This window comes from Undibacterium sp. GW821-FHT07F11 (assembly GCF_059418665.1).
This window is the reverse complement of sequence record NZ_JBWKQH010000003.1, coordinates 469,624-488,940: the sequence shown is the minus strand read 5'-3', so window position 1 is coordinate 488,940 and position 19,317 is coordinate 469,624. Positions and strand designations below refer to the sequence as shown.

The window sequence follows — 19,317 nt, the reverse complement described above, 5'->3', positions numbered from 1 at the left end:
AAATGCTCTGTTCATGAACTCTTTACGTATAGAACGCCCACATTATTTCACTGGCGAAGCATTGCTGACCGATGATTTTGTGTGCGAACAGTCATTTCAAATGGGTATGCTGGCGACCCATAATGCCAGCTTGTATACCTATGGCATTGCGACCGGGCTAGTCGTATCAGAGCCGGAAGCCAATAATGGTGTGCAACAGGTACAGGTGTCTGCCGGAGTGGCGATTGACCAGCTTGGGCGGCAAATCATTTTATTGCAAAAGATGGCATTGCCATTGAATGACATTCAACCATCCACCACCTATTTCATTACCATCAACTATGCTGAAGTTTTTGCCGATTACAGTGATGAGACCGGCACGCCAGGTTACAAGCGTATAGTCCAGCAACCACAATTGAAATACCTGCGTAATCTGGATGAGCCGGGCATCAACATCTTGCTGGCTGCGGTGTCGTTTGATGACAATAGAAACATCAGCAATCTCACTTACCAGTCGCAAAACAAACAGCGCCAGTATGTGGGCACCAGTGTTGGTGCCGTGCGCTTCATTACAGCTGACTCGGGTGTCAATACCAATGAAATTGTGGCTGAAACAACGGTAACGCCGGAAGCAGGGCACGCCCAGATTTTGGCCCAAACCGAAGGTTCGGGTGATCAGACCAATTACTATCTGGAATTTGATGCGCCGCGCAGCCAGTTCATGGGGCACTTGAGTAGTCGCGGCAATTTCGGAATCGGAGTGGACCAGCCGGTCGCCAATTTACAAATTGACGCAGTCACTTTCAAGGGGCGTGGGACTTTTACCACCAAGGGTGTGCAAGTTAGTTTTGATGTGCTGACATCACCACCTTTCCAGGTGGGTGACGTCCTGATTTCTGACCAGTCGGTTGGCAATGGTGTACAGCAAAAACGCACCATCAAAACCGTTATAAACCAAGGTTCCTTAGTCAAAGTCGATACACCGTTCTCACCTGATCTTACCAACACTACGTACACTTACATTCGTGCCGCCTTGGCCCGTTTTGCTGTCAATAGCAGTACCAGTAGCCTGTTTCAGGTTAATTATGATGGTTCAGTCGGCCTTGGCGCAGTAGCAGCAGCCAATAATCAGCAAACCGGCCCCAATGCCCTGACCATCACCCCGGATCGCAAGGTCGGCATTGCCTTGAGTGGCGGGGCACCGACAGCCACGCTCGATGTCAATGGGAATATCAATACTACCGGCATTACTTCCAGTGGCAAGATTGTTGCACAAAGTTTCGAGGGGAATGGTTCAGGTCTGAAAAACCTGAACATCATTAGCGACTGGGTCAAGGAAACACCTGGTTCCAATGCCAGTAATTTGTACTATAACTCTGGCAATGTCGGTATCCAGGACAGTAACCCGGAAGCCTCGTTGAGTGTCGGTGGGGGACTGGCTATTATTGGTAGCGGTGTGATTTCGCGCATCAACAATACAGTTGTCACTGGCTACAATACCGCGTTTGTGGATCAGGTCAAACCGGGCGATATGCTCGCCATTGGTACCTTGAACGAACAACGTGCCGTCCTGGCCAGCCAACCAACCAGCGACATCGTCATGAAAGTCAACCCGCAGTTTGCAATTCCGGTCATTGCCTCGGCGTTCTCCGTGTTGTCTGCTGCTACCGGGGACGTGACCAGTGGAACCGGTACGATTACCAGCGATGGCACTACTATCAATGGTAATGGAACTACATTCACGCAACTCAACGCGGGAGATACATTGATCATCCCGCGTTTTACCGCGTCGGCAGCAATTGTACAAACCTGTAATGTAGTTTCCGTGGCCAGCGATACTTCATTGACTTTGAGTAGCGCATTTTCAGGTGCCGTAAGCGGGCTGACCTGGCAATATGTGGTGACCGGTTCTAACCCGGTTAAAGGGAATGGGACAATCACTGTTGCAGAATCAGGTAGCCTGATCGTGACTGGTGATGGCAGTAATTTCAAGACGGCATTTCCCAATGGCACAGGTCAGATTATCGCTTCCCCCGTGGTTAGTGGCGCACCGCAATCCTGGCGGGTGGAGAGCGTCACCGACCAGAATACCTTGACCCTGGTGCCTTCGCGTGACAATTCGACACCGCTGTTTAATGCTGCGACATCAGCATTTATGGTGACCAACGGCTTGCTGGCCAAGTTCCAGACGAATAGTGATAATGGAGTTCTGGATGAGGAAACTGAGGCTACATTACCGCCCGCGATGTTGATCGTGAATAACAGCAACCCCGACTTTCCCAATACTGTTGGCATCAATGTAGAATTGACAGACCTCCTTCCTAAATATGCTTTGCAGGTTAGCGGCGCTGTCAGTTTTTCTGGCGGTGGCAACTTTGATGACCTGACTGTCAATACCTTGCTGGCCAAGCAATCGGTCACCATCAGCAACACTGCCCCCAGTGGCAATTTATTGGCTGTGGGGGCGCCTGTCGGAACTAATAACCTGTTGACAGTAAATGCCACGGCAGTGACAGTGAGTCCCACATTGACTGTACAAGGAACAGTCACTGCCACTGGCAATGTGAGCAGTACTACCCAGTTGCAGGCACCCGTAGTGGTTGGCACCACCAGTGTGCAAACGCCCACCGCGATCAGCAATGCCTTGAACGTGACTGGTTTAAGTATTGATGCTGCGGGTACGGTCAGTTTGCTTGGTTCACGCCAGTCCTGGTCATTATCTAGCGGCAATACTGCTGTCAACTCAATCCAGGCTGTCACTGATGGCTTTGTCTATGGAGTGATTTCGCAAAAGAATATGGATGGCTTGTATTGGGGAGTGATTACTGCCACCAGCCGCACAGGCAGTTCCAACGGTGCAGTGGTTTGTACCATGGCGGCGGCCACAACCACGGTGCAGTACACCACGCCAGATGGTAAAGGGTCGACGACTGCATGGGTTGCTGTTCCTGGTTCATTTACCATGCCGGTGCGAAAAGGGGAATTCTGGAACGTCGCGTTCCAGTCCGGTATTCGCGGCTTTTCGTCTCCTAATGCTGCCATTTATTGGATTCCGCTGGGGAGTGGCTCTGCTTCTCCTTATACGCCGCCTGTTGCATCTGATTCACCTGCTTCACATGAAATATCGGTTGCGTCAGCTGATTCGGTGACCTCGCTTACTTCTGATACTGCGGTTGCTTCAGCAATGACAATGCCTGGAAATGACGTCAGTACGGTCAAAGCCATGCCGCAAGCAGTTTCTGCCAGTTCCACGATTACTAATGCACCCGGCCCATCGGTTGATGATCTGAACCAGTTGGCTGTTCAACTTTCTTCTATCCCCAATTCTGAAATCAGCGGTGTATCGAGCAATGCAACCTTGGCTTCGTTAGTACCGGAGTCCCCAGATTCCGCTCAGGGCAATGCGGAATCTGCATCGGATAATATCGATGCCAACAACCAGCCTGTAGTGCCGGATAGCCCGGCCCGGAACGATGTTGACACGGTACCTGCGGATACAAGTACTGTCAGTACAGAAGCCGTTGACAGCAACAATGTGGCAGACCAATTTCACCAGAGCCTGCACAATATGGTGGTGCCAACACCGGGTGCTAACGGGGGATTGGCAGCCAGTATACAAGACACCATAAACCAGCGCGTCAGCAATTTGACCAAGGTACTTGATTCCGTCACGCATACCAGCGCTAGCGAAGCCGAACGGCAGCAATTCGTACAGGAATTACAAAAAATTGTGTGCTCTACCGCGCCGAATGGCGACGTGGTGGCCAAGCCACTGGATGAGCAAAGTGTGCAGGACTTGATCGATACAACCAGCAAACTTACTGGTCACCAGTTCACACCGGAGCAGGAGGCGGTGTTGGGGGATGGGATCAAGGCGCTGGTGCAGATCAATGAAAGTGATGCCAATCGAAATAACCTCAGTCTCATCAAGAAAAATGTGGACATGTTTATTGATAGCTTGCAGCAATCACTCGATATGCAGTTTTCAAGCGACGACAGACGTAGCTTGTTGCGCGGCCTGGTGACGCTGGTGGGCGATGGCCGCACTCGCCCCGAGGTGGCGATGACGCCCCCGATCACTCCGCCTGTTTCTGCAGATGCTGCAGCACCGGCAACTGCTGTACCAGTCACCGAACCTGTCATCAATACTACAAGCACACCGGCGCCAGTTGCACAACCAGGTGCAGAGGCGACTTCGGAGGAAAAATCCCCACCTGCAAACACTGAAAACGATGCCGGAGGGAACAACTAATGAGTGCGATGGTCCACCTGCCTTTGCTGAAAGACGATGAATGCGAAGACTGGGTTCTCACTACCTTGTTCCTGAACGGGCATTGGCGCAAACGGCGACAAGAAGTGCCGTTTTATACGCTGGGCTTGACGGCCTACCTGGATTGCCGCGATGGATCAAGGTCCCTGTATCGTGATCAAGCGATGCTGGATGCTAACAACCATTTTTTGGGAAGCCATTTTCAAGCCTTGCTCGATCTGGTGCAAGCCGGAATGCAAAGGCATTTTGAGGAGCCAGTGCATTTGGCCAGTCAGGCGGCGTGGCCAGGGTTTCATATCTATCAGCCGCATCCGGTGTTTGCATTTCCTGTCGCCAAAATCCATCGTGATACCCAATACCGTGATGTCTTCCCCGAGCAGGTCTTTGCTGACAATGATGTATACACTTTTACTTTGCCAATAAGTAATCCCGATGGCAGTGGTTTGAACTGGTGGCCAGAAGAGGGCGGCGATCCAGTGTTTGTACCGTACCGCAATGGTGAGCTGGTAGTGCATGATGGTCTTCAATTGCATCAGGCCGTACTCAATTGTCACAGTAAACTCGAACGTATCACTCTGCAAGGCCACGCCGTACGCAAAGATGGGCAGCTTTTGCTGTACTGGTAAAACAGCGCAAACACAGAAAGCCAGAACATGGACCTTGGTATTTCAGAAGATTTTATCCATCCGGTATTTGACGAAGAAACCTGCCGTCAGATTCTGGAGCGGGTGCTTGATATCGACGCGTTCTGGCTGCCTCGTCATGCCCAGCTGCCTTTGTTTACCCTTGGTGCCACCAATTACTATGATATTGCCGCTAACCCCGGGCGTCCTTACGAACGCCTGATGCAGCAGTTCAATCCATTTCTACTCGATCAGTTTGGAGATGTATATGATGCCGTGCTCACTGCCTTGCAGGCGCGCTTGAATCAACCGATTATCTTCTCGCCTGGTCTGGCCCTGCCAGGTTTTCATATACTCACTTCTAATCCCTTATTTGTGTATTCGGACTATTACGACATCATGCATGCACCGTGGTTCAAGCGTCGTGATGGGGCGGGTGTGCCTGGTAACCCGATTCATGTTGATACTGCCCACATGGCGGTTGGTTTACCTGATGTTGTCAATGGTCTCAAAGTGCCTACCTTGTCCTTTACTCTGCCAATAGCCATGCCAGCACATGGGGCCGGCATGAAGCTATGGTCGTACACGGAATCTGATATCGGAGATATGGACAATGAAGAAGCATTGAACTTGCTGAAACAGGCTGACAGCAGGTTTGTACCATATTCTCTGGGTGGTGCATTCGTGCACTCCGGCGTTACTTATCACCAGGCCAGGGGGTTTCCTTCTGGGGCTGGGCAGTATCGCATTACGCTGCAAGGACATGGTGCATGGCTTGATGGCCAGTGGCATCTGTTTTGGTGAGAAAAAAATGTTTTTTTCATCATCCCAATTTGCCTTTGTCCACGAGCTGGAGCAGCAGTGGCAAATGGTGCGTGATGAATGCATGGCCTTGCCTCTGAATGAGTTTGATCCCTGGCCAGAAAAAAGCTTTTGCAAGCAGGGTTGGGACGTATATGGTCTGGTATTGGCATCACGTTTTATTCTTGCAAATTGTGTTTTTTGCCCCGTTACTACAGGATTGTTAAGGCTTATTCCTGGCATAGTCAATGCAGGGTTTTCCCGGCTCGCTGCTGGTGCTGTCATTACTCCGCATGTCGGCTATTCAAGCGATGTCTTGCGGCTGCACCTGGGCTTGCTCGTGCAGGCGCCAAGTGGCATACGCGTGGGCCAGCAGGTACGGAACTGGATGCCGGGCAAATGCCTGATTTTTGACGACACCGTTGAACACGAAGCCTGGAACCGAAGTGACAGCGACCGTCTGGTATTGTTACTTGACTTCGTTAAACCCCAGGGACGGGTCTGACCATGGCACAAATTGAATCCTATCCTGACAATGCCGCCCTGTTGCAAGACTTGCATCGCATAGGCGAAGCCATGGTTGAACGTGCGTTGCTGGTGCGCCAGTTGCAATCTGAACCTGCTGCAGATACTGGCAGCCAAGCCAGCAACCCGTCTCCAAAGCCGGGCAAGCTCGACAGCTTGCTTTTGCAAGCGGTCAAGCAGCAGGCACCGCAACGCCAATTGCAAGCTGAGCTTGATACCATCAATGCCGAGTTCGACACGCTCTGGCAGAGCTACCGGCAGCGCAGCGGTGCAAGCCTGCAAAGCAATACATTCATTCCCTGGATACATGTTGTGCAACTGTTTCGTCCCTCCGAGTTTGAGCAACAGTTATTGCTGTTCGGTTTGTTGGTGGAAATGGAGCCACGCTATGCCGCCATATTACGTGCTCTGGATGCACTCACCGCAGGAAACGAACCAACAGATGGCGTCAAGCTGCGAGGTGCGTGGCAAGTGCTGGGTGGAGGCGTGTCCCAGCGCTTGCAATTGCAGCAAAGCCTGGCTCCGGATGCCTGCTTGCGTAACTGGGATTTGCTGGCCCTGAGTCCGGAAACCAACTTGGGCACGCTGGATGGCAGTTATCGCCTGCCAATGATCATCAGCGCCTATTTGTTGGGGCAAGCTGCTCCGCAACTGCGTCTGGAGCAAGCATTGCAGGCGTGTCCCGCCAACCGGCCCTTGTCAGAGCACCCGGTAGATCCGGCAGTATTGCAGCAGCTTTCGTTTCTTGTTGAGCGTTTTCAGACCGATACAAGTGCCGCCGATAGCTACATCCTGCAACTGCAAGGGCCAGACATACCACTGCTATGCAGTTTGGCAGGCGCAGTGTTTGGCCCGGTTGGCATGGCCTGCGTGCTGCTCGATGGCAGGCAAATTGCGCAGGTGTATGTGCAAATGCAAAAAAGTCGCCCGGCTCTGCTGCGTAGATTGCGTTTGTTACTGCGTGATGCTTTGCTATGCAACCGTGTGATCGTGCTGCAAAACTGCCAGTGGCTCAGTAGTGCCGAGAATAGTGAAGATTTGCTCGACGATGTCCTTAACCTGGCATTGGAAAGCCAAATGTTTTTAGTCGTCATCAATGGTCCGGCGCGAAGAATTCATGAGACGGCACATCGCTTTGCCGAACACAAGGTGGCGTCCATCTTGCTAAAAATTGCCATGCCCGACACGCGCTTGCGCCAGCAGATATGGCAAAGCGAAGCAGCAAGCCTGCAACTGGGGCAAGAAGTGATAGATCAACTGGTCAATAATTACCTGTTTACGGAAGAACAAATCCGGCTGGTGTTGCGTGAAGTGGCCAGCAGTCAAATGCTGGCACCCGATGCCAGTACCCTGGAATCGGTTCTGTTTGACACTTGCCGGGATCAAAGTAATCGTGAGCTGATGACGGTGGCACAAGAGGTAAAAACACCACACAAGATGGGCGATATCATCTTGCCCGACAGCACTCGTCAATGGCTGGGTGAAGTCTTGCAGTACGCACGGCAACGACACCAGGTGATTGAAACCTGGGGGTTTGACGCAAAAAACCAGAATAGCAAAAATCTGTGCGTGCTTTTCTACGGCCCCTCGGGCACAGGTAAAACCATGGCAGCCTCCATCATTGCCAATGAACTCAATCTGGGCTTGTACAAAATTGACCTGGCCAATGTCATCAGCAAATACATAGGCGAAACAGAAAAACAACTTGCGCAATTGTTCGACCAGGCTGAAGCGATGAATATTGTGCTGTTTTTCGATGAAGCCGAGAGCCTGTTTGGCAAACGCACCGAATCCAAGGATTCACACGATCGCTACGCCAACCTGCAAACCGGGTATCTGCTCCAGCGCATAGAGACCTATCCCGGCATCGTGATTTTATCGACCAATCTGCTGGCCAATATTGATCAGGCATTTACCCGTCGCTTCAAATTCATGATCGAATATCCGTTCCCCAGTACCGACCAGCGACTATTGCTGTGGCAGAACGCGTTTCCCAGAGCCACACCGCTGGCTAAGGATCTGGACTTCCCACTACTGGCCAACCGGGCTCCATTGAGCGGCGGTAACATCAACAATATCGCGATTAATGCAGCATTTTTGGCAGCAGCAGAAAAGCAAAGCGTGGCGCAAAAACATGTGTTGCAGGCGACCGAGCGTGAATATCATAAATTGGGCAAGGTGTTTTTGGCGCGTGAATTTGAATGGGGAGAGGATGAATAAATATGGTTGGAAATTATCGTCAAAACTCAGCCTGATTGTTTGGACTAATATTAAGCAAGCTAAATTAATTTCAATCCCGAGTTATCACTGACAGAATTTATTTACACAGCTTATCCGCTCAATCAGACACAGGGGGATACAACAAGGATGTAAATCAGCAATTTCCAATTTGACGTTTCGGCAATGTGAAGGGAAATCATATGCCAACCGTGTTTCAACCCAAAGCAAAACGAAATGGGCAAGCTCAACCGTCGACATCGGTTGGGCAGGCTTCCAGTACCGTGTATTCAGCAGGTACAAGCTTTGGAAATTATCATTACGCCAATAGCCCACTGCGCAGCAGTGCAGCTGTGGGGGACCCGTTAACCGCTGTTGCCGGGGTATGCCAACGTGTGCCAAGCCCCGAACAGGAGAGGGCTAGCCCGTCTGCGCCACCAGTGCAACTGACTGCAGCGCCGATCCAGTTTGGGCGAACCAAGAGACGCATAAAACGCATCAATTCCCGTGGCTTTAACAAGCGGCTGAAAAAAGAAATTGGTGGAACAAAAAGCGGTTATGACATCAGCCATAAAGTATCCGCAAATCTGTTTGGGATACTGTTCAAGCGTATCTCAAAAAATCCACGGAAATTGTCACGGACTTTTGCGAAGAAAATCGCCAGGATAATGGATAGGAATGCACTTGATGCCAAGGATGAAATTCTCTTCGACACGGGTGCCAGTTCATTGCTCAAGGTTGCGAAAACCAAGAAAATCACTGAAGACCAAAAAGACGAAATTGCTGAATTGTTTCGCCTGTTTGCCAATCGCAACCCTAAAAATCTGCGCAATAAACGAGCGGGTGAAAATCGATCGATTGGTGCTTACCCTCATTTCAATATTGAGGATGGCGAATTGTCGGATGACGGCGAGGAAATTCAAGATACCGTAAATCCTCAGCTGGACAGGTTTGGCGATGATGAATATTCCGATGACGAAGAGCAACGCGTGGTCCACGGATACCTGCAACTTCCAGATAATCTGGATGAAATACAGGAAACCGAAGATCAAGTGGACTATCGCAAGGTGGGTAATGCATTCATTGATTAGTTATAAAAGTATCTGAAGATGGTATTGCAAAGAGACGGGGTAAATTCAATTATTGAAACTTCCTGAAAGGTAGCGGACTTGGAAACATGCAATATGGCCCCCCAATCGAAATGAAATCGATGTTCGGCTGATTGAACTTGAAAGACCGTCCATGGAAATGAAGACACAGATGAAGCTGGCACGAAAGCCGGACGTTGAAACAAGAACAGCGTCCGGGGAGATCGCATTGCCGGAATCAGGGCAAGATTTGCCAGCATCGACTGCGTTTGGTGATTATTACTACGCCCCTAGCCCGATACAAAGGCGCGCAACTGCTAAGGCACAGGACAACCAGCCAGTTGCTCAGCGCCAAGTCGTCAAACCGAATAATACAGGCATGTCTGATCAACTCAAAACTGGCATAGAATCCCTGTCCGGCATGAATATGGATGGCGTGAAGGTTCATTACAACTCCTCGCGTCCTGCGCAACTCAGTGCGCTGGCGTTTGCACAAGGGCGTGACATTCATCTGGCACCGGGGCAAGAACAACATTTACCACATGAAGCCTGGCATGTGGTGCAACAAGCCCAGGGACGTGTACGTCCAACCATGCAAATGAAGGCAGGAATACCGGTCAACGATGACCATGGACTGGAAGACGAGGCAGACAGGATGGGGGCCAGGGCTGCGCAGTCTGGCCCTGCGCAATTGAGTGGCAATATCACGGGTACTTCCAGAAATATAGGTGAGGAAAATTCTCTGCCGATGGCAAGCATCAATGATCAAGTTCCGATACAAAGAAAAATAGATTTTTCGGGAGAGGCGCCTCTGCGTGCGGATTTTTATCAGGTTCATGAACGGGCTGGAGCATTGCACGACAAGGTCATGCGAGCGATAGAAGAAAATGCTACTGAATTAAAGGAGCTGTTTCCTGATTATGCAGAAGTAAAAGCAGAATTGGATAGAAATCTGGCATTTGCCAATAATCTCTGGGATTTGGTGAATAGCTCTATCGATTACGGTGAAATCAATCTGGATAATCCCCAGCACGTGGCCAGTTATTTCCAAAGCGCCAAAAAATTCCTCAATAAGAACTACCAGGCACAGCAGGGAAAAGATCAGCTAGAGTCCTCAAAGCTGGACAAAAAGAAAAAACCTTGGGAGTTGCATAAGGAATTTGAAGCGCAAAAAAATGAAACGTTAGATCCAGATAAAACATTTCAAGTCGCGTTGCTGGGGACTGGAGCCAGTATTGCCAACTACATCAATGTAAAAGGTCGCTCTTTGGACCCACGTAGTACCGTCATTATTGGTGAGATGCAGCCCTGGAATCCACTAGCACCCAAGAGCAGGGGAATCAGCTTTGTCAATCATCCTATGCACATGATTTCGCCAAAGCGCAGTCATACACAATTGCCCAAGAAATCAGATGGAACAGATGAAGTGTTTGAAGGGAATGCCTTAGAGCTGTCAAAGGATATTGCATACTTCCGCAGTCGTTTCAATGATCCGGTAAATGCGACGATCATCAAGGTAAGCAGATTGCCAAACAAATGGTATGAGATACAAAGTTCTGCTGGCACCTACTATGCACTCAAAGTGGTGTCAGGACTAGGTATAGGCCCACATAAATTCGATAATATTAATAAACACAAAGAAAAAATAAAATCTGAAAGGGATCAGAATACGGAAAAACGCCGGGTAATGGATCTTGATGAATTCCAGCGACAATTAAAAGATCCTCGATCAAACATCATGCAAGACCGTGCCAAGCGAGAATTGGAAGGGGGCATACTTTTAATTGGTGTTGCGGGGCCCAATGCAGGTGTAGACGCCGCTTATACTGCAAGTAATCTTGGCATGGGGGTAGACTGGGTAGTGACTGGCGGCCCTGCTATTGCTGAGGGGATGGGGAACAAAATCAAGCGCAAAGGTTTGGTGGATTTATATTTTGATTATTTAGATGGCTGGACTATTTCTGGCGATGACGTGGAGATGCATATTTCAGGAAAATGGAAGAACGCTGAGGATCGTGTAAAAGCAGGGCAAGTATTCGTTAGCAAAAATAAAGGTTGGTACGTTTCGGAAGCCAAGAATAAGTTGGTCGATTACCTGGTGATAGCCCAAGGACCGGACGTAGAAAAAGTATGGAATACTTTTGATCCCAGTGCCAGAAAGGATTTAGGCTTGCAATATGATACGAATGGCCGGTTTGGCACGTCAGGTGGTTCCAGTGTATGGAGCAATGATGTCAGGGTATCACTGAAGTATAGTAACTACAATATCTACGAGCATGGCATTGAGCAGCGAGTAAAAAAGGTGTTGAAATATAGTGATACGAAGACTCGGGATGAGTTAATGAAATCGGCATTGAGGATTTTGGGCGTCGAAGAGTTCGCACCAGTCACTTTATCAGTGGACACCGCAACAGGCCTGGCTGCCAGTGATAACTCACTGGAAATCATAGGTGGCTCGGTCATCCGCTTACTTGATTATATTGATGGTCTGGTGAAGGAAAGAGATGGAAAAAGAGAAGATTATTGGAAAGATAAAGCAGATAAAAGTAAGCTGATCAATAGAATAGTTGAGTTGAATAATACTATTCCAGACAAGCTGGATCAGCCTGGTAATGCACAAAAAATGCGGCAACTTGTCAAAACCTTGTCTGCACCTACTATTTTGAATAATGACCAGCTTACACCTTTGCGTAGCCAGATAGAAGCGCTGGCTGATTATGTACCTGGTTACGTAGGTATGGAAGAATCGAATTTTGTCACTGATGACCAGACTATGATTGCCATACAGATTGTTGATCGCTACGGGAATATCCCACCTACGCTAGCCAATTGGGTAACCCAGAAAATCATGGAAGACAGGCAGTTGAATCATGTGGAACCTGGTACGAGCAAAGGTTCGCGGGCATTTGTCAACAAATGGAAGAGTAAGCTCAATAAATTAAATGAACTTTTTTCTATCGAGACGATTGAACAAATCGCTAAGTAATTCGAACAATAATTCAAATAACCGATATTAGCCCGACCCAAGGGCAACACTGGTTAATGTGCATGACAATCTTGAGCTCGCCTGGGTATTGATTTGCTGGATTTTTCACGAGAGTTTGAGTGGTTTTTATGCACAAACCTCGTGAAGACAAGTGGAGGTTTGCCATGCAAACAAAAATACTGACTAAGGAAAAGCGAGAAACAGTACTGCAACGACAGTCAGAAAATGTTAGTTTGCGCCAGCAAGATCTGCCACCGGGAGAAACCTTTGGCGACTACAGCTATACACGTAGCCTGCTTGCGCAGGGTAATTCAGATTCCATGCCCATGGCACGGCCAGTTGTCCAACGTCAAATGCCTGCTACCAATGACACGGGTTTACCCGATCAACTCAAAGCTGGTATCGAAACCCTTTCTGGTATAAGTATGGATGGAGTCAAAGTACATTACAACTCGTCCAAACCTGCACAATTGAGCGCATTGGCCTACGCACAAGGACGCAATATTTATTTGGGACCAGGGCAGAACCATCAATTGCCGCATGAAGCATGGCATCTGGTACAGCAGCGACAACAGCGGGTTGAGCCTACGATGCGTCAAGCCGGTTTAGCGATCAACGATGATCCTCATCTTGAGCAAGAAGCAGACCGCATGGGCGCGCAAGCTGCAACCATGAATATGCACACTTTACCTGATCACTTCACTGGCGACCAAGTCAAGCCACAAGGCAGCGCTGTGACGCAGCAGGTGGCACAACGTGCGATTTCAGTCAATGTGCATAACAAGATGGATGATTACGTGGTTCGCATCAATAACTTTATGCAGGCATTAAGTGATGCGGTGGAAAAAGCAAGGCTGTATATTTTGAACGTCCCGGAATTGGGTGCCTACAATGTGGATGGGCATACGCAACACTGGGTCGATACCTGGAATGACTACAAAAAATATGGTGACGCCAATCTGATTAATGCAGCTTTTGGTTATGCCGTCGAAACTATCGCCACCCAAATTTATCTGCCCAACGCCCCGGCGGGTTTACAAGTGATTACACAGGTGCCTCGTGGCGGTACGCGTCCTGATCTGATTTTGGCTAGTGAAGACACGCATGAGGACGTTGCCTGGCTTGACATTACGTCCGATTCACCGCAGTCGGTTCGTCATATCATTAACGACAAAGTGTCCTGGGAGCTTCAGGATCACTATGGCGAGGTGACTTATCCTGCATTGTCCAAGGTCGATTTGACTAATATGTTGACGGCTCCCGGTGTTTTTGACGATAAGATGGACAAAGGCGAATTCTGGGCCAAGCGCAAATTTGCCATGTATGTTCAAGGTATCCGTGAGCAAGCATGGAAAGAACTGGGGGCAAAAAAATTCAATAATCCGAAACAAACCAGAGGCGATGAAATCGTTCGTTACCCAGCTAACAGGGAGGATGTCAAAGAAAGACTGGCAAAGTATTTTAATACACCATTTGACGACCGCATGGCCGCCAGTATTTTGTATGCCATGGGCGTTGGTCGCAGCAAATTTGGGCTCAGTGATTCGGTCAGCATGAATTATGGCCAGTCCTTGCTTTTGAATCATGATCCCAACTTGCCCGTCATCCCGATGCCGCGCTTTGGGGTGCCAAGACCAATGCCTTTGCAGAAAGAGGAGCGTGAGTTTTTTGCATCGCCGCTATCGTATGGATCAGGAATGACTCAGGAATTGACTTTGCCTGCTACTAGCACTAGCAAAAACAATGCTATTGTCACTTTGCTTGGCTCTGGTTCTGACTTCAGCGGGACTTTTGGGCAAAGCAGCAGTTTTTCAGGTTTTGGCGGTCTTTTCGGATCAGGTAACAGTGGTTTTACTGGTTTTTCCAATTTCGGCAGTGGATCCTTCTCCCCTTTCAGTTTTGGGAATAGCACAATGCCCAACCTGCCGGGTTTCGGTAGTGGTGGATTTGGGGGATTCACCGGATATTCGGGTTTCGGTAGTCAGTCCGATTCAGGTATGAATTCGATGAGTGCCCTGTCCGGTGGCAAAGCCAGCAACAAACGATTATCAATTAGCGAGATATTAGCCAAGAGCTTTATTGGACGTGAAATGACGCCTGAGCAGTTGTTGAACGTTGAGAAAATGATTGGCAAGCTGGCAAAGTCAAGAGTGGGGCAACTGAAACTGGTCAGGGTCATTTTACGTAGCCGAAATGGTGATTTTTTCGAGGTTAAATCCAATTTGCTCAACCAGTCCAGAAAAATCATGCACTTCTCGCGCGAAGGCAAACGTTCGACCATGAAGCGGCGTGGTTTGGGTGGTATGCAGCCACCCGGCATGTCGACTTCTCTCTCTACCCAGCCCTCTCTGGAAATCAGATCAGCCAATCTACCAGCATTCGATTTTTCTCAATCATATCGTCTGATGGCAATCCAGCTGGATTATGGCGAAGATAATTCCGAAGCTATTAGCTCGACAGAAAATTGGGATTAACTGGGATTAACACTAAGGGGGTGTAATTAAGCGAATCTCCCAAGCTAAAGCCCTACGTCGTCCACATTGGGCTTTGTCTGGTGTTCTGACAATGTCATCGCTAATATCCTCTGGTGAGTCTTTAAGCCGGCCATTCATTAAGCTTGACGTAGGAATTCACTGACAGGTTTTGTGGCCTTGGTCTTGTAGATGTCGTGAGAATTGATTGGTATCTTGCCATACGTTTTAAATATTTCTTAAGCAGGCAACCCAAACCAGGTCATCGGATTTACCGGATTCTTGCATAGTCTTATGGGAAATATTTGATTGCACGATGAACCAATAAACTTGAATCAGGAGTTTTATCATGACTACCATGCAAACCAATTCAGTATCAAAAAAACCGGCAAGCAGATCAAAGAGTGCGTCTCCCAAACCAAAATTGACGGAAGAGAAAATCCTGCACATGGGGGAGATGGAGTACATGAACGATGCACAGCTGGCATTTTTTAAGTCACGTCTGCAGGAAATTGAATTGACCCTGATTCAGAATGCCAATGAAACCACCATGCATCTTCAGGAAAACGACATCATCGCAGACCTTGCTGATCGCGCCACGATAGAGGAAGAGCATGCGCTGGAATTGCGTGCGCGGGACCGTGAAAGCAAGCTGCTGAGGAAAGTGCGTGCTGCTATCATACGTATAGATGAGGGAGATTATGGCTGGTGTGAAGATTCAGGCGAACCCATAGGCATTGAACGCCTGCTGGCACGCCCTACGGCTACGCTGTCGCTGGAAGCGCAGCAGCGTCATGAGCAAAGGCAAAAATTATTTGGGCACTGATTTGGTCATTATTAGAGCCGCGTAAGGGCACTGTTATTGGACTGGGTAATATTCTCATGTGTTATCCAGAATGGGCAGGGAGGATATATGGGCTTGATTTTTTGGGTTTTCGTCGGTGGCATTGTCGGATGGATTATTTTGACTACCTCGACTGGTGATCATCAGAATATTTACCTGAATGTTCTTGTCGGTATTGCTGGCGGCTTGATTATCGGATGCCTCATGCCATCTTATTTAAGTACGGAAGCATCTGCGGATACTGGTTTTGATTTCCAGGCACTAGGCAGCCTGATCGTTGGCGCATTGGCCATATTGAGCATTGCCACTTTGTTTGCCCAACGCGATTCATGACAGCTGGTATTTCAGCAAACACAAACAAGCCCATGATGATCAAGGGCTTGTCTGTGTTTGGCGCTTGGGCCAGCCTGGGCGGTTTGTCTGTATCTAAGTGGGCGCACATGTAACTGGCGGCAGCCCAAAGAATGACAGGTAAGTGCTTTGCACATGTTGTGAGGCGACCTGATCGAACCACTGGTCTATCAACGGTTTGCTGGTATCGACAGAGTTGATGGTTTTCGACGTATTCAGCGCAACGCTACCGCTGGATTGATTTGTCTGGGCGTAGAGGGAACCGTTGCTGCCCTCAGATACATCGATAGAATCAGCAATCAGACCAATCGCGTCCTTGAGTGTGACGGTGAGTTTCTTGTAAGTGGTTTCTATGCTGCTGGCTTCGGGTGCCGGGGCGGAGTAGAGCAGTTCTGCCGAACGCAGTGAATCAGATGCCATAGGCACGACGTCGATCTCATTATAGTAACGCCATGAATTGGGGAAGCTCTTGTCATAGGCTGCCGCAAAGGCGGCGTTGCCAGCTGTGGGGGCGGCGAAGGTCAGCACAGGGAATAATGTCGGGGGAGCGATCTTGTCTTGTTGGAGCTGATACAGCAGCCATGGCGCAAATACTGTGGCGAGGTTGCCACCCAGGCTATGTCCGACAACGCCAATAGAGATATTGCTGCCTATGGCATTCGCCGTCAGGTACTGATAAATGCTTTGGCCAGATGCATTGACGAGTTGGGTCAGGTCTGTCAATCCATCAGAGGAGCCCTGCGACACCATGGGTTGCGCATTGCTGGCAGGATAAGCCCAGGCCGTCTGTTTGTAGACATTGAGATCCTGGATGAACCAGTTATCAAAAGCTTGCCAGCTAAAGTTCAGCAGTGATCCACGTATGGCTACTATGTATTGTGAACTACCGTTGTAGGCGATGAAGGCGATATTGCCATTGATATCGGTAGTGGCTGTCCAGACCGCTGTCCAGCCATTGTCCAGATTATTGAGGGTCGTGGTCGGATCTGTGCAGTAGGCAGTTGCTGCCAGCGTCATTGCCAGGCCCGGATTTGGGTCAGATGTATTGCCTATCGCTGTCGTCATGGTGTTCTCCTGATGAAAGTGTGTACTATGGCTTCAATTGTGTTGGGCATTGCGGACGCTACTTGCTGCTTGTATCAGATTCAAATTCTAATTTGGCAATTTAATCGACAATGATTCATAAGACAAGTCGATTTTCATGGTCATGCCTTATCTTTGTTGTGGCATCGCTTGCCTGATAGGTGAGGCGGGGTAACTGCGCGTGGAATAGCCTGGCTTGCAGCGACTCTGTGAGATATTGAGGAACCTATGCAATAATTGATAGTCTATTAAGTTTGCGCCTGAATTTTCTGTAGTATTTTTTTGTATTGGCCAGGGAATTCAAGGTTTCAAGTGATTCATGGAGTATTAATTGTTGAATATTTCCCCGATAAAAAATGCCATTGTTGGCTCTTCAATCTGGGCGACGATGCTTTTATCAGGCTGTGCCTCTTTGCATCTGGATGAAAGAAATCCTCATATAAACGTCAAGGCTACTGGTGGGGACACCAGTGTTCCACGGGCACATTACGCTTCCAAACTTGGTTGCACAACGGCAGCTGCAACTGAAAATGATCCGTGCCCCCACCCCATGTTTGTGGGCGTAGCAATTTCTGGCGGGGGATTGCGTGCAGCAAATTTTGGTTTGGGAGTGGTAGCACAGTTGCGTAATTTTGGTTTGTTTGATGAGGTCACCGCACTGTCTTCCGTGTCCGGCGGCTCGCTTGCTGCTGCGGCGATCAGCTTGAAACCTTTAAATAGTGAGGCGGATTTTGATCTGATGTCGGCCCAGTTGCGCAGGGATTATTTGTCTTCATGGGTATATCGCTCAGCCAATCCTATTAATTTCGTACCTACCCTGACCTCCGGAAAAAACGCCACCAGAATACTGGCAGATGTGTTTGATGCCGGGATTTACAAAGGTGCGGTGTATGGCGATTTGGGGGAGCGCAAGCCGGGCAAGCCATCGCTGTATATCAATAGCTCTCATGCACACCGTTTTGTCGGGGCAGATACGCTGACAACCCGCGGGCTTAATTCTTCAGAAGCAAGTCTGCAGGGTTTTACCTTCACTGATGCGGCGTTTAAAGAAATTGGTTCTGATTTAAATCAATTACGCGTTGCCGACGCGGTGGCAGCGTCTGCTGCTTATCCTGGTTTATTCGTGCCTCTGGCACTAAAGAACTTCAATGCTGACATCGATATCTATCATCAACCCAGCCCCAAGTTCTTGCATTTATATGATGCCGGGTCGTCTGATAACCTGGGTGTTGATGCCCTGATCCGCGCATATTCAGAAATTCTGGTTGGTACTCAGGACTTGTCCTGCTTGCTTATTCTGGTGGATGCGCATGTCAACGACAGGGGGGATTTGAGTGGTTCCTTGGCCGATACCAGAAGCAGCATGATTGACTATGTTATTAGTCCTTCCATCTATCGCGCATTTGATTCATTACTGGAACAGCGGCGGGAATGGCAACTGGATATGCTGGGAGTGCCATTGGCATCTGACCAGTCTTACAGGTTCAATCCTAATGTCAACATCCCTTTGAAGAATTATGCGTTTTCTGGGGCAGGGACTTCGTCTGCACGAGGGCGTCATTTTGCTCCCGACGAATTTCCCGGGATGACCGTTGGCAGGTCTATTAATCATGCAAACTGTGCAGTCTGGCATATAGGTCTGGATCGCTTGCTTGAGCTCACCAAAAAAGGCAATCCGCGCAAACGCAATGCGTTTTTTCAACAAGCTGCTGCAGACGAGTACAGGGATGAATCCCATCGCGATAACCAGCTCATCAAGCTGGACAGGTTTGTTAATTCCATACAAACAAACTACAAGCTTGCTTTGAATGGACCCGGGCGTTGCGATGAAGTACCTATTCAAAATTCCCTGTTTGAAGCGGCGCGGGTGTTGATGACGACTGATACTGATTCAAGTACCAAGCTGGTGACATGGCTGAAAGAAAATCATCGTGAGGGACTGTCGCAAAATATCAGTAATTTGCTGACATCAAAAACTGTGCTGGAGCAGAGGGACGCGGTTCAGGTACCACGTTATTCTGTGCAAGAGCCGAATTCTTCACATCCTTTGGCATCTTGGATCAATTGCAGTAAGTAATT

General features: G+C 49.0%; 12 protein-coding genes. 11 read left to right on the top strand and 1 reads right to left on the bottom strand.

Going from position 1 to position 19,317, the window contains the following annotated elements; all coding sequences use genetic code 11:
- The first annotated feature begins 13 nt into the window (after positions 1-13).
- From AC07OI_RS09365 to AC07OI_RS09320, 10 genes are all read left to right on the top strand, one after another.
- Positions 14-4,231: a beta strand repeat-containing protein gene (locus AC07OI_RS09365; RefSeq protein ID WP_495257012.1), complete on the top strand. Its 4,218-nt coding sequence runs from the start codon at positions 14-16 to the stop codon at positions 4,229-4,231.
- On the top strand, positions 4,231-4,875 hold the full coding sequence (locus AC07OI_RS09360; RefSeq protein ID WP_492704540.1) for a hypothetical protein: 645 nt from the start codon (positions 4,231-4,233) through the stop codon (positions 4,873-4,875). The genes AC07OI_RS09365 and AC07OI_RS09360 overlap by 1 nt, the downstream gene beginning before the upstream one ends.
- Before the next feature lie 27 nt (positions 4,876-4,902).
- Entirely contained in the window at positions 4,903-5,676 is a 774-nt protein-coding gene (locus tag AC07OI_RS09355) for a hypothetical protein (RefSeq protein ID WP_492704539.1), read from the top strand.
- Between the two features lie 7 nt (positions 5,677-5,683).
- On the top strand, positions 5,684-6,178 hold the full coding sequence (locus AC07OI_RS09350; protein WP_492704538.1) for an aspartyl/asparaginyl beta-hydroxylase domain-containing protein: 495 nt from the start codon (positions 5,684-5,686) through the stop codon (positions 6,176-6,178).
- A 2-nt stretch (positions 6,179-6,180) separates the two neighbouring features.
- Positions 6,181-8,418 (top strand): ATP-binding protein, encoded by a 2,238-nt coding sequence (locus AC07OI_RS09345; protein WP_495257011.1) that lies wholly within the window; start codon positions 6,181-6,183, stop codon positions 8,416-8,418.
- Between the two features lie 200 nt (positions 8,419-8,618).
- A complete protein-coding gene (locus AC07OI_RS09340) occupies positions 8,619-9,506 on the top strand; it encodes a hypothetical protein (protein WP_492704536.1) in 888 nt (295 codons plus the stop codon).
- 151 nt (positions 9,507-9,657) lie between these two features.
- A complete protein-coding gene (locus tag AC07OI_RS09335) occupies positions 9,658-12,489 on the top strand; it encodes an eCIS core domain-containing protein (protein ID WP_495257010.1) in 2,832 nt (943 codons plus the stop codon).
- A 164-nt stretch (positions 12,490-12,653) separates the two neighbouring features.
- On the top strand, positions 12,654-14,963 hold the full coding sequence (locus AC07OI_RS09330) for an eCIS core domain-containing protein (RefSeq protein ID WP_492704534.1): 2,310 nt from the start codon (positions 12,654-12,656) through the stop codon (positions 14,961-14,963).
- A 355-nt stretch (positions 14,964-15,318) separates the two neighbouring features.
- Positions 15,319-15,786, top strand: coding sequence for an RNA polymerase-binding protein DksA (dksA, locus tag AC07OI_RS09325; RefSeq protein WP_492704577.1), 468 nt, complete (start codon positions 15,319-15,321; stop codon positions 15,784-15,786).
- 87 nt (positions 15,787-15,873) lie between these two features.
- Positions 15,874-16,137: a GlsB/YeaQ/YmgE family stress response membrane protein gene (locus tag AC07OI_RS09320; protein WP_492704533.1), complete on the top strand. Its 264-nt coding sequence runs from the start codon at positions 15,874-15,876 to the stop codon at positions 16,135-16,137.
- Between the two features lie 93 nt (positions 16,138-16,230).
- Here the strand turns inward: AC07OI_RS09320 and AC07OI_RS09315 are convergent, their stop codons facing one another.
- Positions 16,231-17,220, bottom strand: coding sequence for a lipase family protein (locus AC07OI_RS09315; protein WP_495257009.1), 990 nt, complete (start codon positions 17,218-17,220; stop codon positions 16,231-16,233).
- A gap of 406 nt (positions 17,221-17,626) precedes the next feature.
- Between AC07OI_RS09315 and AC07OI_RS09310 the strand changes: the two genes are divergently transcribed.
- A complete protein-coding gene (locus AC07OI_RS09310) occupies positions 17,627-19,315 on the top strand; it encodes a patatin-like phospholipase family protein (RefSeq protein ID WP_495257178.1) in 1,689 nt (562 codons plus the stop codon).
- The last annotated feature ends 2 nt before the right edge of the window (positions 19,316-19,317 follow it).

Coding starts and splice junctions, on each gene's coding strand:
- AC07OI_RS09315 (WP_495257009.1), bottom strand. CDS start 17,220: ATGACGACAGCGATAGGCAATACATCTGACCCAAATCCGGGCCTGGCA.
- dksA (WP_492704577.1), top strand. CDS start 15,319: ATGCAAACCAATTCAGTATCAAAAAAACCGGCAAGCAGATCAAAGAGT.
- AC07OI_RS09335 (WP_495257010.1), top strand. CDS start 9,658: ATGGAAATGAAGACACAGATGAAGCTGGCACGAAAGCCGGACGTTGAA.
- AC07OI_RS09340 (WP_492704536.1), top strand. CDS start 8,619: ATGCCAACCGTGTTTCAACCCAAAGCAAAACGAAATGGGCAAGCTCAA.
- AC07OI_RS09310 (WP_495257178.1), top strand. CDS start 17,627: ATGCTTTTATCAGGCTGTGCCTCTTTGCATCTGGATGAAAGAAATCCT.
- AC07OI_RS09320 (WP_492704533.1), top strand. CDS start 15,874: ATGGGCTTGATTTTTTGGGTTTTCGTCGGTGGCATTGTCGGATGGATT.
- AC07OI_RS09350 (WP_492704538.1), top strand. CDS start 5,684: ATGTTTTTTTCATCATCCCAATTTGCCTTTGTCCACGAGCTGGAGCAG.
- AC07OI_RS09360 (WP_492704540.1), top strand. CDS start 4,231: ATGAGTGCGATGGTCCACCTGCCTTTGCTGAAAGACGATGAATGCGAA.
- AC07OI_RS09345 (WP_495257011.1), top strand. CDS start 6,181: ATGGCACAAATTGAATCCTATCCTGACAATGCCGCCCTGTTGCAAGAC.
- AC07OI_RS09355 (WP_492704539.1), top strand. CDS start 4,903: ATGGACCTTGGTATTTCAGAAGATTTTATCCATCCGGTATTTGACGAA.
- AC07OI_RS09365 (WP_495257012.1), top strand. CDS start 14: ATGAACTCTTTACGTATAGAACGCCCACATTATTTCACTGGCGAAGCA.
- AC07OI_RS09330 (WP_492704534.1), top strand. CDS start 12,654: ATGCAAACAAAAATACTGACTAAGGAAAAGCGAGAAACAGTACTGCAA.